Origin of the sequence: Acinetobacter sp. Root1280 (assembly GCF_001425285.1) — a bacterium.
Taxonomy (GTDB): domain Bacteria; phylum Pseudomonadota; class Gammaproteobacteria; order Pseudomonadales; family Moraxellaceae; genus Acinetobacter; species Acinetobacter guillouiae.
In genome coordinates, this window is sequence record NZ_LMED01000012.1 from 119,251 (window position 1) to 133,540 (window position 14,290).

The 14,290-nt window shown below is 38.4% G+C and carries 16 protein-coding genes; 8 read left to right on the forward strand and 8 right to left on the reverse strand.

From position 1 onward, the window contains the following. The first annotated feature begins 2 nt into the window (after window positions 1-2). The 5 genes from ASC84_RS10420 to ASC84_RS10440 all read left to right on the forward strand — a co-directional run bounded on the left by ASC84_RS10420 (window position 3) and on the right by ASC84_RS10440 (window position 4,697). On the forward strand, window positions 3-290 hold the full coding sequence (locus ASC84_RS10420) for a YbeD family protein (RefSeq protein WP_004722529.1): 288 nt from the start codon (window positions 3-5) through the stop codon (window positions 288-290). A 170-nt stretch (window positions 291-460) separates the two neighbouring features. Continuing rightward, window positions 461-1,150 carry a lipoyl(octanoyl) transferase LipB gene (lipB, locus tag ASC84_RS10425; RefSeq protein ID WP_056514378.1) on the forward strand — a complete coding sequence of 230 codons (690 nt, stop codon included), beginning with the start codon at window positions 461-463 and terminating at the stop codon, window positions 1,148-1,150. 79 nt (window positions 1,151-1,229) lie between these two features. Beyond that, window positions 1,230-1,763, forward strand: coding sequence for a hypothetical protein (locus ASC84_RS10430; protein ID WP_004722534.1), 534 nt, complete (start codon window positions 1,230-1,232; stop codon window positions 1,761-1,763). 3 nt (window positions 1,764-1,766) lie between these two features. Then, the gene (locus ASC84_RS10435) at window positions 1,767-2,951 is read left to right on the forward strand and encodes an iron-containing alcohol dehydrogenase (RefSeq protein ID WP_056514381.1); all 1,185 of its coding nucleotides are present in this window, start codon (window positions 1,767-1,769) and stop codon (window positions 2,949-2,951) included. A gap of 333 nt (window positions 2,952-3,284) precedes the next feature. Further along, window positions 3,285-4,697, forward strand: a complete 1,413-nt coding sequence (locus tag ASC84_RS10440) for an APC family permease (RefSeq protein WP_004722537.1) — start codon at window positions 3,285-3,287, stop codon at window positions 4,695-4,697. 74 nt (window positions 4,698-4,771) lie between these two features. Here the strand turns inward: ASC84_RS10440 and ASC84_RS10445 are convergent, their stop codons facing one another. Both ASC84_RS10445 and ASC84_RS10450 read right to left on the reverse strand, forming a co-directional pair. After that, window positions 4,772-5,329, reverse strand: coding sequence for a flavodoxin family protein (locus ASC84_RS10445; protein WP_034615631.1), 558 nt, complete (start codon window positions 5,327-5,329; stop codon window positions 4,772-4,774). 31 nt (window positions 5,330-5,360) lie between these two features. After that, the gene (locus ASC84_RS10450) at window positions 5,361-6,062 is read right to left on the reverse strand and encodes an SDR family NAD(P)-dependent oxidoreductase (RefSeq protein WP_081409346.1); all 702 of its coding nucleotides are present in this window, start codon (window positions 6,060-6,062) and stop codon (window positions 5,361-5,363) included. A gap of 167 nt (window positions 6,063-6,229) precedes the next feature. Between ASC84_RS10450 and ASC84_RS10455 the strand changes: the two genes are divergently transcribed. The 3 genes from ASC84_RS10455 (at window position 6,230) to ASC84_RS10465 (ending at window position 7,723) form a co-directional block, all read left to right on the forward strand. Beyond that, complete coding sequence (locus ASC84_RS10455) at window positions 6,230-6,631, forward strand: helix-turn-helix domain-containing protein (protein WP_056514388.1); 402 nt, start codon at window positions 6,230-6,232, stop codon at window positions 6,629-6,631. Between the two features lie 100 nt (window positions 6,632-6,731). Further along, entirely contained in the window at window positions 6,732-7,109 is a 378-nt protein-coding gene (locus ASC84_RS10460; RefSeq protein WP_056514390.1) for a hypothetical protein, read from the forward strand. A gap of 209 nt (window positions 7,110-7,318) precedes the next feature. Beyond that, entirely contained in the window at window positions 7,319-7,723 is a 405-nt protein-coding gene (locus ASC84_RS10465) for a hypothetical protein (protein ID WP_056514392.1), read from the forward strand. A gap of 43 nt (window positions 7,724-7,766) precedes the next feature. Here the strand turns inward: ASC84_RS10465 and ASC84_RS10470 are convergent, their stop codons facing one another. The 6 genes from ASC84_RS10470 to ASC84_RS10495 form a co-directional block, all read right to left on the reverse strand. Continuing rightward, the gene (locus tag ASC84_RS10470; RefSeq protein WP_056514397.1) at window positions 7,767-8,246 is read right to left on the reverse strand and encodes a tRNA (cytidine(34)-2'-O)-methyltransferase; all 480 of its coding nucleotides are present in this window, start codon (window positions 8,244-8,246) and stop codon (window positions 7,767-7,769) included. An 82-nt stretch (window positions 8,247-8,328) separates the two neighbouring features. Continuing rightward, window positions 8,329-9,702 (reverse strand): siroheme synthase CysG, encoded by a 1,374-nt coding sequence (gene cysG / locus ASC84_RS10475; RefSeq protein ID WP_056514399.1) that lies wholly within the window; start codon window positions 9,700-9,702, stop codon window positions 8,329-8,331. An 81-nt stretch (window positions 9,703-9,783) separates the two neighbouring features. Beyond that, complete coding sequence (serS, locus tag ASC84_RS10480) at window positions 9,784-11,055, reverse strand: serine--tRNA ligase (protein ID WP_056514402.1); 1,272 nt, start codon at window positions 11,053-11,055, stop codon at window positions 9,784-9,786. A gap of 108 nt (window positions 11,056-11,163) precedes the next feature. Further along, window positions 11,164-11,970, reverse strand: a complete 807-nt coding sequence (locus ASC84_RS10485) for an RsiV family protein (protein ID WP_056514405.1) — start codon at window positions 11,968-11,970, stop codon at window positions 11,164-11,166. A 111-nt stretch (window positions 11,971-12,081) separates the two neighbouring features. Next, complete coding sequence (locus ASC84_RS10490; protein ID WP_056514407.1) at window positions 12,082-12,792, reverse strand: hypothetical protein; 711 nt, start codon at window positions 12,790-12,792, stop codon at window positions 12,082-12,084. Window positions 12,793-12,802: 10 nt separating this feature from the next. After that, window positions 12,803-14,266, reverse strand: a complete 1,464-nt coding sequence (locus tag ASC84_RS10495) for a carotenoid oxygenase family protein (protein WP_056514411.1) — start codon at window positions 14,264-14,266, stop codon at window positions 12,803-12,805. Window positions 14,267-14,290 lie beyond the last annotated feature (24 nt).

Here is a 14,290-nt window from a genome sequence, read left to right on the forward strand (position 1 = left end):
AAATGTTAGACCGCACTCCATCTCGCGAATTACAAGAAGATCTTTGGGTTTTTCCAATGGATTACCCAATTAAATTGATTGGTAATGCGGGTGAAGAATTACGTGGTGCTGTAGTTGAAATTTTGGTAAAACATTTCCCTGAATTTAATGAAGCGACACTTGTTGTACAACCATCACGTACTGGTAAATATCATTCGATTACGGCTCAATTACGTTTTGAAGAGCTTGAGCAAGTGCATGCCTTGTATGCTGACCTTGCTGCTTGCGAACATATTCGTACTGCCTTGTAATGCTGAAATGAATTAAAAACACGCCACAATGGCGTGTTTTTTTGCACCCTGATTTTATCGGGGAATATGCCCTGCTGGCTTATTTGCAAATGATCAGCAATTGCTTTCACTTTTCCAAACTAAATTTCTTTATAATTAAAGCGATTTCTATATTTTAAGGGCATTTGTCTGTGAACGATGCTGTTCTAAAACCACATCTGATTATTCGTCAATATCAAGACTTAACGCCTTATGCCGAGCGTTTTCAGGAAATGAAATCTTTTACTGAACAACGTGATGAAAATTCTCCAGATCAACTTTGGATCTTGCAACATCCTGAGGTACTGACTCAGGGGCAAGCCGGCAAACCTGAACATATTTTAATGCACAGTGATATCCCTGTTGTTCAATCAGATCGTGGTGGACAAGTTACCTGGCATGGTCCAGGTCAAATGGTGATTTATTTCATGTTTGATTTAAATCGCTTGAAATGGAATGTGCGTACATTGGTCACTTATGCAGAGAACTTAATGATCAATTTGCTCAAGAAATATGATGTCGATGCCTATGCCAAAGCTGATGCACCAGGTGTTTATGTCAACGAACGTAAAATTGGTTCACTGGGGTTTAAAATTCGCAGAGGACGTAGTTATCACGGGTTAGCATTAAATATTGATTGTAACTTAGATGGCTTCCATACCATTAACCCATGTGGTTATGCAGGTTTAGAAATGGTCCGTGTCAGCGATTTGATTAAAAATTATCCTGATTACAAGCAACTATCAAAAGATGTGATTGAGTATTTTCAACAGAGTGGTTACTTTAGTGATATTGAAGTCATCGACAAAAAATCAAATGACCATGAAGTCATTCACAAATAAATCGCTTTATTTTTATCTGAAAACAAATTAGAGTAATTACTCTAAAACAAAAGTACAATTTTATATAAGGGACTAACGAGTGATTTCAAGTAAATCTATCAAACCCGCTTTAGAACAAGCCTATGTCAAACTCATGATGGATGTGATTGGCAGAGGTTTGGTCATGGCGAGTCAAGTTGATGATGAAATTAAACATGAAGTATCTGTACTCCCTGTTGGTTTTACATTATCGATGAAAGTTTTTCCAAACGGCGCTTCATTTATTGCCAGAGTCAATCAAAACAAGCAGCTTGAACTGGTTAAATCTTTAGACGCTAAGCCTGATCTATCGATTATTTTCAAACATGTTCATCATGCTTTTTTAGTCTTTTCATTTCAGGAAAGTACAGCTCAAGCTTTTGCAAATGACCGTATGATCGCAGATGGAGATGTGGCACACGCCATTCGTTTAGTGCGTTGTCTGAATAAAATGGAAGCATTAATTTTACCTAAACTGGTTGCTGAACTCGCGGTAAAAGAATATCCATCAGAATTAAGCTTAAAAGAAAAATTAGCGGGCGCTGCAAATATCTACCTTAAAGTTGCCCAATCATATTTAAAAGGGAGTGCTTAACACATGGCTAAACCATATTACGAATTTTTCTGTCCTGTAAAAGTGATCGCTGGTCATGCTGCACTCGAACATATTCCTTTCGAACTTGCATCATTAGGCGCTAAACGCCCAATGATCATCACCGATAAAGGTGTGCGTGCCAATCACCTTTTAGCACCTATTGAAGCTGCATTTGAATCTACTGATATTGAAATTGGCATTATTTTCGATGATGTTCCACCTGATTCAAGCCTTGAAACAGTTCGTGCTGCAGCACAAGCGTATCGTGAAAATAACTGTGATGCGATTATTGCTGTGGGTGGTGGCTCAGTTATTGATACCTCTAAAACAGCCAATATTTTAGTCTCTGAGGGTGGCGATGATTTACTTAAGTATTCAGGTGCACACAACCTCCCTCGCCCACTTAAACCATTTTTTGTGATTCCTACCACGTCTGGTACAGGCTCAGAAGTGACCTTGGCTGCGGTCGTATCAGACAATCAAAAAAATGTGAAAATGGCATTTGCCTCAAATTACCTAATGCCACATGCGGCGATTCTCGATCCGCGTATGACCCAAACATTGCCACCACATCTGACAGCAATGACAGCGATGGATGCCATGACACATGCTGTAGAAGCCTATACCTGTATCGCAGCAAATCCAATTTCCGATGCGTATGCAACTGCTGCCATCAAAAAGATCAGTACAAGTTTATTTGATGTACTGGACCATCCTAGTAATGCAACAGGTCGCTTAGAACTTGCTCAAGCCTCAACAATGGCTGGTATTGCATTTTCTAACTCGATGGTTGGTATTGTACATTCTCTTGGTCATGCTTTAGGTGCAGTAGCGCATTTGCCTCATGGCTTATGTATGAATCTCTTTCTTCCTTATGTTTTGGAATACAACAAGGAAGTGAATGGTGACAAGATTGCCGATCTATTATTGCCACTTGCTGGTGCTGATATTTACGCACAGACCCCTGCAAACCAGCGTGCAGATAAGGCCATAGAGACGTTAAATACCATGCGTGATCGTGTCTATCATTTGACTAAGCTTCCACGTACCTTGAGTGAAACAGGTAAAGTTACTCAAGCACAGCTGGATGAAGTTGCCGAAAAAGCACTTAATGACGGCTCAATTATTTTCAATCCGAAAGAAGCAACCTTTAAAGATTTAAAGTCAATCTTAGAAAAAGCTTGGTAATTGTCTAAAATTGCGACAATATAGAGGGAGCTATTGGCACTAAGTCTATGTTTGCAGTGATGTAGTCTACAGATGAAATGTTGACAGCCCCCGATAGTAAATAGCCTGATGTTTATCTAAACATCGGGCTTTTATCTTGCAGAATGGGCAGTCACTTATTTTTTGATCAAGATGGCACGTTTTCTGCTAAAAAAGCCAACAAAGTTACTGACAAATGTGACCTTTTAGAGTAGATTGGCGCACTTTTGTTTTATTCTTAGGGGGGATCGTTCGTCTCAAACGATCCTTATAAATATGACTGATCCTTGATCAACGATTAAGAGGATAACGCCGTTGACAGATATCTCTGGGACTCAATCCACAGCAAAACTGAAAAAAAATCTTGTGCTGTGGCATATTATCATTATTGGTCTAGCGTATATTCAGCCACTTACCTTATTTGATACCTTTGGTTTAGTGTCCGACGGAAGCCATGGACATGTTCCAACTTCTTATATTTTTGCGCTTGTTGCCATTCTCCTGACCTCTATCAGTTATGGTCATATGATCAAGCGCTACCCTTCGTCAGGGTCTGCTTATACCTATGCGCAAAAATCGATTCACCCGAATGTCGGCTTTATGGTTGGCTGGTCTTCTTGGTTAGATTATTTATTATCTCCACTCGTCAACATCATTTTGGCTGATATTTACTTAAGAGCCTTATTCCCAGATGTGAATAACTGGATCTGGGTCATTGCACTGACGGCAATTATGACTGTGATCAACTTGTTTGGTTCACGTTTTGTTGCTCGATTTAACAGTACCATTGTAGTGGTGCAACTTGCGATCATCTTCTACTTTGTTTATGAAGTTTACTTACTGTTAACTCAGGGTATTTACGCAGATGGCACCTTAAACCCAGATAAAGCTGAATTATGGTCACTTGCTCCATTCTGGAGTGAAATGACTGCAATTGGTGCGTTAATCGGTGGTGCAACGATTCTTTGTTTCTCTTTCACAGGGTTTGATGCGTTATCATCCCTTGCAGAAGAAACCAAAGATGCTGAAAAAACCTTACCAAAAGCAATTTTCTCTACAGCGTTGATCGCGGGTATTATCTTTATTTTTAGTACCTATTTTATTCAGCTATTTTTCCCAAGTAATGCCAATCTTTACTTTAATCCGCTGGATGAATCTCAACCTGTGATGCTTGAAGCACTTGGCAATGCAACCATTCTAACGGCAATTACAGGCATCGCATTTAAAAAGTTAGTGTTGTATTTTGCGGTCATTGCTGTACTGGCTTCTGGTATTTCTGCACACGCTGGGGTATCCCGTTTGATGTATGTAATGGGTCGTGATGGCGTCATTAACAAAAAGATTTTTGGTCATATTAGTCCAAAATTACATACCCCGACTTATAATATTTTGATTGTCGGTGTTGTTGCGTTATCAGCGGGTTTTCTTGACCTTGAACATATTGTCAACTTAATTAGCTTTGGTGCTTTAACTGCATTTAGTTTTGTGAATTTCTCCGTGATTTCACGTTACGCCTTACGCGATGGCAGAACAAAATCACTGAAAGAAATCATCAATTATGTGGTGATTCCATCTCTTGGTTTTGCCAGTGTATTCTTGATGTGGTTAGAAATTGATGAAATGGCATTAAAACTCGGGCTTGCATGGGCTGTATTAGGTGTTGCCTATTTAGCCTATAAAACTCGTGGTTTCCGCTACCCTGCGCCACAACATAATGAACATGAATAATTGATTATTGCATATGTAATCAAATAAGAAAGGCGCTTTATGCGCCTTTCTTATTTTAGTCATATCAAGTGTAATTATGCTGCAATAAATTTTTCCGTAATCGCTTTGATTCGTTTTGCATATTGTTTTGCAGTCTCTAAATCACCGCTTGGAATCTCATCTGTACTGGCATCAGCAGGTGATTGAACCAATAAGCCGACAGAACCACCTAAGCTGTTCACATCCTGACGTGTGGCACTTTTGGTGTTTGATGGTGCCAAACCAAGACTGACCCAAATACCACCATGTTGTGAAGCCAAGGTATGTAAAGAAATTAATGTGACTTGCTTATCACCATTTAAACTTGCACTGTTGGTAAAACCACCGAAAACCTTGTCTGCCCATGCACGAGTAAACCAACGCTTAGAAGATGCATCTGCAAATTTTTTAAATTGCCAAGGTACACCGCCCATATAAGTTGGCGCACCAAATACGATTGCATCTGCGGCATCTAAAGTGTCCCAATCCTGATCTTGAATATTGCCCTCTTGATCCACTTCGATGAGCGTTGCCTGAATTTCATTGGCAAAAGTTTCTGCAATGACTTTGGTATGGCCATAACCTGAATGATAAACAACAGCGATTTTTGACATGATAAGTCCTCTGATCTAGATGATAGGTATATTAATGTTTGATATAACTTGGAGGGGTTGCAGTTAGACCTTGTTTGAGTTGTTGGGTAGATTCCCCAACCAACACTTCAAAGGCATCTTGTTGAATTCCATCAAATACGTGTTGCGCCACTGTATGTGGTGAAATTTTGGCAATATCGAGTGACTGGGTTAAATCTGTGTCGATAAAACCGACATGTACCCCCATCACATGAACATTGGCTTTAGCTAACCATTGCCGAGTTGAATTGGTAAATGACCATGCTGCCGCTTTAGAAATTGCATAACTGGCTAGCATCGTACTGGGTTCCCAAGACACATCCGATAAAATATTGACGATATAACTTTCAGCATGGCTTGCTAAAATTGGAGAGAATTGCTGAGTCGTATTGATCACACCATAAAGATTGGTGTCTAAAACCGTCCGTGTCACTGCTGCAATATTTGCGTCTACAGGACTTGCATTTAAGCGTGCAATACCTGCATTGTTGATTAATAGATTGACATCACAACATTCTGCAACAGCTTTTTGAATAGATACGGGATCTGTAACATCTACAACAATCGGAATAATACCCTGTTGATTAAAATCTTGAAGATTACGCATTCCTGCATAAACTTTCTTGGCGCCACGTTGTATCGCTTGCTGGGCAAGCGCTAAACCTAGACCACGATTTGCACCCGTAATAAAAACGACCGCATCTGTTATTTTCATTAAAACCACGCTCATAAATATAAAACGGTCGATCAACGCTATCAATCAGCAGAAGTTGTATTGACCTGATTAATTTATGATATACTTTTGAAATCTAGTATCAATTAGTTACTACATGGTAACTGGTCATTTCTTGGTTATAACTTTCCAAATTGAGGTAAAGATTGATGACTAATACATTCAATTTTAATATTTTTCATCCAAATTGCCCGGCACGATCTTTTTTTGAAAAATTTGCAGATAAGTGGGTTTTGATGATTATTTATCAACTTCATCAGCACTCTCAACACTTCAATGAACTGAAAAAAAACTTAACAGGGATCTCACCTAAAGTGCTTTCTCAGAAATTAAAAATTCTGGAAAGAGATGGATTTATCACCCGTACAATTCATGAAAACAATGTGATTCGTGTTGAATATGCATTAACCTCTCTAGGCTTTGAGTTTGCACAAACCGCTTTATCATTTAAGCTCTGGGCTGAAGGCAATGTGCAACATATCATTCGTGCTCAAAAACAATTTGATGCAATTCAAGCAAAAAATGAGCCAGCACTGTTGCAGGAAGCCTAAACCTCAACACTCTAAATATGACTTATACTCAGCTTGCGATGTTGTAGCATGATATAAACTCAGCATCATTTGAATAAAACATAGCAAAGGGAAAAAAATAATGAAAATTACACTGCTCTTTCTGCTGACAATATCCAGCCATAGTGCGTTTGCGTCCTATGAAAACTCTTGTGATTTAGAGGTTAAACTTTTAGAAAACACCTCTACACGTACGCTATATATCAATAAAGATGGCTTAGGTGAAATTGAGAAAACAACACTCAACATAAAAGGTGTTGTAAAAAAAGCGCAAGCCGCTGGCCGAGCAGATAGTGGTTGTCAACACTATATCGGCAAAGTCTTAGAAGAAAATTTAAGAGATTTCCCGAATCGCTCTGAATTTAAAAAAGGACAAAAAATTAAACTGAATATCTTAATCACAGATTATAAAGGTATACCGAAATCTGAAACGGCGACCTATTTAGGACCAGATAAATAATTAGTCAGCTCTGCTATGAAATCAATCCAATACATGCTGTGATCCTTTGCACAAAGACACTTTGATACAATTTAAGCAGCAAAGAGTCATTACTTTTGCATGAATCATCAATTCCAATGCTATAAGTACAATGTGCACTCAACTAAAAATTTTACCTAGTGCAATACACTTAACATCTTATAAATAAAACATGTTAAATGGAAAAAATAATGAAAATACTATTCCTCTTTATCCTAACCCTATACAGCCATCGTGCGTTTGCTTCTTATGAAAACTCTTGTGATTTGGTGGTGAAGCTTTTAGAGAATACGACTATAGAGACCTTAGCTGTTGCTAGAAGTGATGGACTCTCACACAGGGGGCATATCCATCTTATCTCTTTTAAAGGCCTTGTAAAAAAAGCACAGGTTTCTCATCGAGCTGATACAGGCTGTCAACACTATTTAGGAACGGTGTTAGAAGATAAGATCATCTCAGACATTCACTACACAGCGAAGAAAGGACAAAAAATTAAAATAAATATTCGGATTAGGGATTTCAAAGGCAAATCCCAATCGGATGAAATCGTTTATTCAAGTCAAATTTCATTGATCCGCCCAAAAAGGCAATCATAAATGAATATGAATAAAAACCCATCTATACGATGGGTTGTGATTTTTATTTTAATTCTTTAAACCCTTGCTGACGCCATGCTTCATATAGAATTACTGCGGTGGCATTCGATAAATTCAGACTACGTGAATTCGGTGCCATAGGTAAACGAATCCAATGCGCCTGAGGGAACATCATACGAACATCTTCTGGTAAACCACGTGTTTCTGGCCCCATCAATAAAGCCACAGGTCGGTTTAAATCTGAGGTATGTGGTGTTTCAGTACCTTTGGTGGTTAAAGGATAAATCGCATCAAGATCAATTCCCTGACCTTTTAAATGAGCCAAACACTCAGAAAAGTTTTCCCAAACTTTCATATGTGCCCATTCATGATAATCCAATCCTGCACGGCGCAACTTCTTATCATCCAGTTCAAAACCTAAAGGTTTGACTAAATGTAATTGTGCACCTGTATTGGCACATAAACGAATGATATTCCCTGTATTTGCAGGAATTTCAGGCTCGTATAAAACAACATGAATCACGGGAGATCTCTACTTATCAGAATACAACCTAAGTACTTTAAAAAAGACCATGTCTGTTTTTAAAGAAAAATTTAGGCAGATATTATTGCCACTGTAACTGTTCGCGTAAACTCACCACTTCACCAATAATGGTCAAAGTAGGTGCTTGAATATGGTTTTCTTCAACTTTTGATGCAATATCTGCCAAAGTTCCAACCACCACCTTTTGATCCCGGGTTGTCCCTTTGGAAATCAGAGCCACTGGCATATTTGGACGTTGACCATGTGATATTAGATTTTCACAAATTTTTTCTAGTCCCACCAAGCCCATATATAAAACCAATGTCTGATTTTCATAAACCAGCTCATTCCAAGGTAACTCAGGTGAACCTTCTTTTAAATGTCCCGTCAAAAAACGAACGCTTTGTGCATAATCACGATGTGTTAGCGGAATCCCCGCATAAGCTGAGCACCCTGATGCAGCGGTAATACCTGGAACGACTTGAAATGTAACATTGGCTGCAAAAAGCTCTTGAATTTCTTCACCACCGCGACCAAAAATAAATGGATCACCACCTTTTAGACGGCAGACACGTTTGCCTTCAGTGGCATATTTGACCAGTAATGCATTAATCCCATCTTGTGGCACAGAATGATTTGAACGTGCTTTACCCACATAGATTTTTTCAGCATCACGGCGACACAATTCTAAAATCGCAGGGGAAACTAAGCGATCATAAATCACCACATCCGCTTGCTGCATCAGTCTAAGTGCTTTTAAGGTTAATAGCTCTGGATCACCGGGCCCTGCACCAACCAAATAAACTTCACCTTTTGGTTTTTGCCATTTTGTTAAAGCTTGTTCAATTAGACGATCTGCCTCTATGAGATTGTCATTAAACACCTGCTCTTTTAAAGGGCTGGCATATAAATCTTCCCAAAAGATTCGACGTTCATCAGGATTAGTAATCTGTTCTTTAACTGCTTTACGCCATTTCCCAGAAAAATCAGCAAGTTTACCCATTCCATGTGGAATAGACGCTTCAAGCTGAGTACGAATCTGGCGAGATAAAACAGGAGAAGCACCATTGGTGGCAATTGAAACCACCAGTGGTGAACGATCAATGATCGCAGGCACCATAAAGCGACAATGTGGAGGATCATCAACACTGTTGACCAACACATTTAAATCTTCACAAGCTTCAAAAACAGCTTGATTGACCGCTTTATCATTGGTTGCAGCAATCACCAAACGATAGCTACTTAGGCTAATTTGAGGATCAAATTTATCTGCATGATATTGCCCATGAGTTGAATGGACAATATCTAAGAGGTTTTGCTCTATATCAGGTGCAACCACATGAATCACTGCACCTGCTTTTGCAAGTAATACTGCTTTGCGATAAGCAATATGCCCACCACCCACAATCAGACAAGGTTGCCCTTGTAGTTTTAATGAAATTGGGAAAATTTCCACAGTGTTCCTCAAAAGTTCAAATCTGATTGTACTAAGCAATATTTATGCACAAAACTGAACCAAATATCGAGTTTTCGACATTTAGTCGATAAATGTTGCACCAGCCATGTACGGGCGTAACACTTCTGGCACTTCAATAGAGCCATCGGCACGTTGGTAGTTTTCCATCACAGCCAATAAAGTACGACCTACAGCCAAACCAGAACCATTCAAGGTATGTACCAGCTCAGTTTTCTTTTGGTCTGCACGATAACGCGCCATCATACGGCGTGCTTGGAAATCGCCCATATTTGAACAAGAAGAAATCTCACGATATGAATCTTGGCTTGGTACCCAAACTTCTAAATCATAAGTTTTACACGCACCAAAGCCCATATCGCCACCACATAAAACGATTTTACGATATGGTAAACCCAAAGCTTGTAAGATCCCTTCTGCATGACCTGTCAATGCTTCCAAAGCGTCCATTGAATCTTCAGGCTTTACGATTTGAACCATTTCAACTTTGTCGAATTGGTGTTGACGGATTAAACCACGCGTATCACGACCATAAGAACCTGCCTCACTACGGAAACATGGCGTATGCGCAGCATATTTCAACGGTAAACGGTCAGCATCGATGATTTCATTACGGACAAAGTTCGTCACTGGAACTTCTGCAGTTGGAATCAAATAGTATTCTTTTTCGCCTTGTAATTTAAACAAATCTTCTTCAAATTTAGGCAGTTGACCTGTACCACGCAATGAGTCTGCATTGACAAGATAAGGTACATAAGCTTCGGTATAACCATTTTTCAAGGTATGGGTATCCAGCATAAATTGGGTCAATGCACGTTGTAAACGCGCCAATGGACCTTTCAATACACTGAAACGTGTCCCCGTTAACTTGGTTGCCGTTTCAAACTCCAACCCACCCATCATTTCGCCAAGGTCAGTATGGTCTTTGATTTCGAAATCAAATTGGCGCGGTGTGCCCCATTTTAATACTTCAACATTATCACTTTCATCTTTCCCTTCTGGCACAGACTCATGTGGCATGTTTGGGATCGAGAGTAGTTTTGCTTCTAATTCAGCTTGAAGTTCATTCAATTCAACTTCAGCAGCTTTAATTTCATCACCAATCGCACCCATACGTGCCATGATTTCTGAAGCATCGCCACCAGATTTTTTGATTTGACCAACTTGTTTCGCACCCGAATTACGCTCTGCCTGTAAGTTTTCAGTTCTCGACTGAATTTCTTTACGGCGAGCTTCTAGTGATGCCCATTCTTCAACGTTGAGTTGTACACCACGTTTGGCTAAGGCTAAGTTTACAGCCTCGATATTATTTCTGATTAATTTCGGGTCGATCATAGTCAATCTAAAGGGTAAGAAAAAAACTGACTATAGTGTAAGCTCTTCACTGTAAAAAATACAGTGACAGAGCATTAGACATACATGAATTGTATGATTTGAAGACAATTAAGGTGTAACAGGTTTTTCTACAGTCGCTTCGACTTGAGGTAGACTTGGTAAATACTCAGCTTTAATCAAATCTTTTGCCACTTGATACGGCAGTTTTAACTCAGGCATACCTTCTGCATAAGAGGTAAGTTCATACAATGGATAAACAAAAACCAGACCATTTACACCATAATAATAATTATCACTTAACTGCAATTTATCACGCGTAATATCTTTTTGAATCAACCAATTCGCATTAGCATCATAAAGCTGTTCAGCAACTTTTGCTTCGACGTTTGGTTTAAGAATATCAGTTAGGGCGAGGCGCTTTTGCGTGCTTAGATCGAATGTCACATATTCATTGTGATACATCCCATGAGCAGCACCTGCTGCATAGGTATAAGTCTGGATCACAAAAGTGGCTAAATTATTTTGTTGTGAAATAAAACGAACATAAATTGAATTTTGATTTAAACCTTTAGGTGAAGATTGTACTTCACTTTCAGCTTGGATATGATTTTGATCTTTCTCAAATGCCCCAGGGACATCTTTTTTAATACGATTTAGAAAATACTCATCTAGCCAAGGCACATTACTTTTAACAGTTTGCAAATCATATTGCGTACAACCATCTTCATCACAAAACTGTTTTTTTACCACATTGACGCGTTCAACTTTGGCTTGAATCAGCGGTATTTCTGCGTGTTGAGTTGTGGTTGCAGCTTGTTCGGCTTGAGGTGCTGGCTTTTCTTGGCATGCGCTAACCATGAGCATACTGGATAAAAGAGATAAAAAAATCAGACCACTTTTAAAATTTACTTTCATTTCTATATCTTTAAAGCATATTTAGTAATAGCCCTATCATAAAACCAGAACCTTTAAATTAATATTCATTATTGTAATTATCCCTTATTTACACTGTAAATAAGCGCGTTATTATTTCAAAGATTTGCTTTCTGCTAACGTCTTCTTCCTGTTGATACGCGCATTTACCCGTCTTTTTTTTTGATAATTATGTTTTAAATAATCATTTCTTGTGTGTAAATGATACTTTTTTATAATTTTTAAAGTCATTAGATCAAAAACTAAATAACTTTGAATACCACTAACGACACCATACATCCAATCATCTGGGCCAGGACCAACACTGGGTTGAGCCAAAACCACAAATAAATCATTATCACTAAAAAATGTCAGCCCAAAAACATGAAACTGTAGTGAAGCACCACGTTCATTATGTTGGACAAAATACTTCCAAGCTTGTTTGATCATTTTCAATATCATTGCAGGACTCACAATTCCATCCAAATTATCTTCAAAATCACATCTTACTTCATCAATTTGTCCTTCAAATAAATCACTAGTTCCACCATAAATTAACACTTTCTTCTCTATGTCATAACAATAAGAAATTGTATTTAAAAGATACTTTTCATAATTATTGTGAACTGAAAATAAAGCTTTTAATATTTTTTTATTTGGGGTGACTTCTAAATATACATCGTAGTAACGACTAAGCTCAAAACGGGGTTCTCGTTTAGAGAAATCCTCATAGAGCTTGATTAAACACAAAAAAAGATCCGCAGTGATAAAAAAATTAGAGGCAGTCTCATGATGATATAAGGGATGTCTAAAATCTAAAGTCATAATTCAAACCTTAAGCTAAATCTACCCAATTACAATGAAAACCCAGTGGTATATGTACCCCTAAATCAATTTCAGATTGAGGCTGAATTTCCAATCCATTTACTTTTAAAATAACAGCTTTGGCTGCTTCTCCCTCTACATGATGCAAATAGGCCATCAAATAACCATGCCCTTCTGCACTGTGTTCATGCTCAGCCACAAAAGTGACCTCACCAATTGCCCACTGTATACCAAAATCATAACTCACAGATGTTTGCATTTCTAAATCATGAATATATAAACAATTGAACAATGTAGTTTCAGCAAAACCCAAAGTATATAAATAGCGATATGGGACCCCAGTAAAACGCGCATCAATTTTCGGAAATTCTTGAATCCGAGAGTCGAGTACAGTTCTATGTAACGTTTGTAAGCTTAAATCAATGCGCCAACGTTCTAACTGAGCATGTTGCAATTCATAAGCTGCGTGTTGGGAATGTTCAAAATCGTCCTGATGTACCAAAACATCTAAAATAATTCTATTTTCATGATCACGAAAAGCATTTGCTGCATGAAAAACAAAACATGGTTCAAGCTCAATCCACTGAATCTGTTCAGCATTTGCATATTTAGGCAATATCCCAATGCGTGCTGGATGTTGTTTATTCCATTGATAGGGAACACTTGCGCCACGCAATAATCGAGTCATTGAAAAAGTCAGTGGAAAATCAAAAACCAAAACTTCTTGTTGTGTAATGAGACAATCATGAATCATGGGACCATGTTGTAATAAAATTTGCGTTACATGAATTAAATCGCCATGTTGATCAATCACTTGGTAATAGGCATTTTTACGATCTAAGGCATCATAACTAATCGCATGTAAATGCCCTGTTTTAATATCTTTACGAGGATGTGCGGTAAACGGTAAATCAGCATCACTATTAAACAACTGATAACGTTCTGCATTTAACTCATCATCTAGGCTGATCGGAAACGCGCCAGCTTCAATCACCGCCCAAAGCTTTCCCGCATGCTTAAAAATATTGGTATTTACAACATCATGTGCACCACGGCGAAAGCCGCCTATTGCTGGTTGTTGTTTATATTGCTGCACCGTATCTGTGGCCAGCATACTGCTTTTAAAGCAGATTGCTTTACCCGCTTGTAATTTAAGCGCATGAATCATTCCATGACCAAGATACCACTCAAATAATGTAGGCTTTTCTGCCTTAATCGGATTTGAGCCAATTCTTAGCAATAAACCATTTAAATGTGGTGGGATAATTCCTGATATTTTTAAGGTGGTTGTGATAATTTCTTCAACTGGCTGGTAAAGCTTTTTGTGATAAAGATTGACTTCTTTATCACGACGATGCCGTCTTAAAAATCGCCCAATCATGCAGATTAACTTTTGTCTCAAAACATTCAAAAATGACTTTTGCGCAGTCATCTTTGGGTAATGTTTGAGTTTCAATTGTGTTTTGCGATACATACAGCATCTCAGTTTTTATATTCA

Bases quoted from the DNA above. Each gene is read 5' to 3' on its own strand.
- ASC84_RS10485 (WP_056514405.1), bottom strand. From the start codon at position 11,970: ATGAAAGTAAATTTTAAAAGTGGTCTGATTTTTTTATCTCTTTTATCC.
- ASC84_RS10495 (WP_056514411.1), bottom strand. From the start codon at position 14,266: ATGTATCGCAAAACACAATTGAAACTCAAACATTACCCAAAGATGACT.
- ASC84_RS10455 (WP_056514388.1), top strand. From the start codon at position 6,230: ATGACTAATACATTCAATTTTAATATTTTTCATCCAAATTGCCCGGCA.
- ASC84_RS10420 (WP_004722529.1), top strand. From the start codon at position 3: ATGTTAGACCGCACTCCATCTCGCGAATTACAAGAAGATCTTTGGGTT.
- ASC84_RS10460 (WP_056514390.1), top strand. From the start codon at position 6,732: ATGAAAATTACACTGCTCTTTCTGCTGACAATATCCAGCCATAGTGCG.
- ASC84_RS10435 (WP_056514381.1), top strand. From the start codon at position 1,767: ATGGCTAAACCATATTACGAATTTTTCTGTCCTGTAAAAGTGATCGCT.
- ASC84_RS10490 (WP_056514407.1), bottom strand. From the start codon at position 12,792: ATGACTTTAGATTTTAGACATCCCTTATATCATCATGAGACTGCCTCT.
- ASC84_RS10465 (WP_056514392.1), top strand. From the start codon at position 7,319: ATGAAAATACTATTCCTCTTTATCCTAACCCTATACAGCCATCGTGCG.
- serS (WP_056514402.1), bottom strand. From the start codon at position 11,055: ATGATCGACCCGAAATTAATCAGAAATAATATCGAGGCTGTAAACTTA.
- ASC84_RS10445 (WP_034615631.1), bottom strand. From the start codon at position 5,329: ATGTCAAAAATCGCTGTTGTTTATCATTCAGGTTATGGCCATACCAAA.
- ASC84_RS10450 (WP_081409346.1), bottom strand. From the start codon at position 6,062: ATGAAAATAACAGATGCGGTCGTTTTTATTACGGGTGCAAATCGTGGT.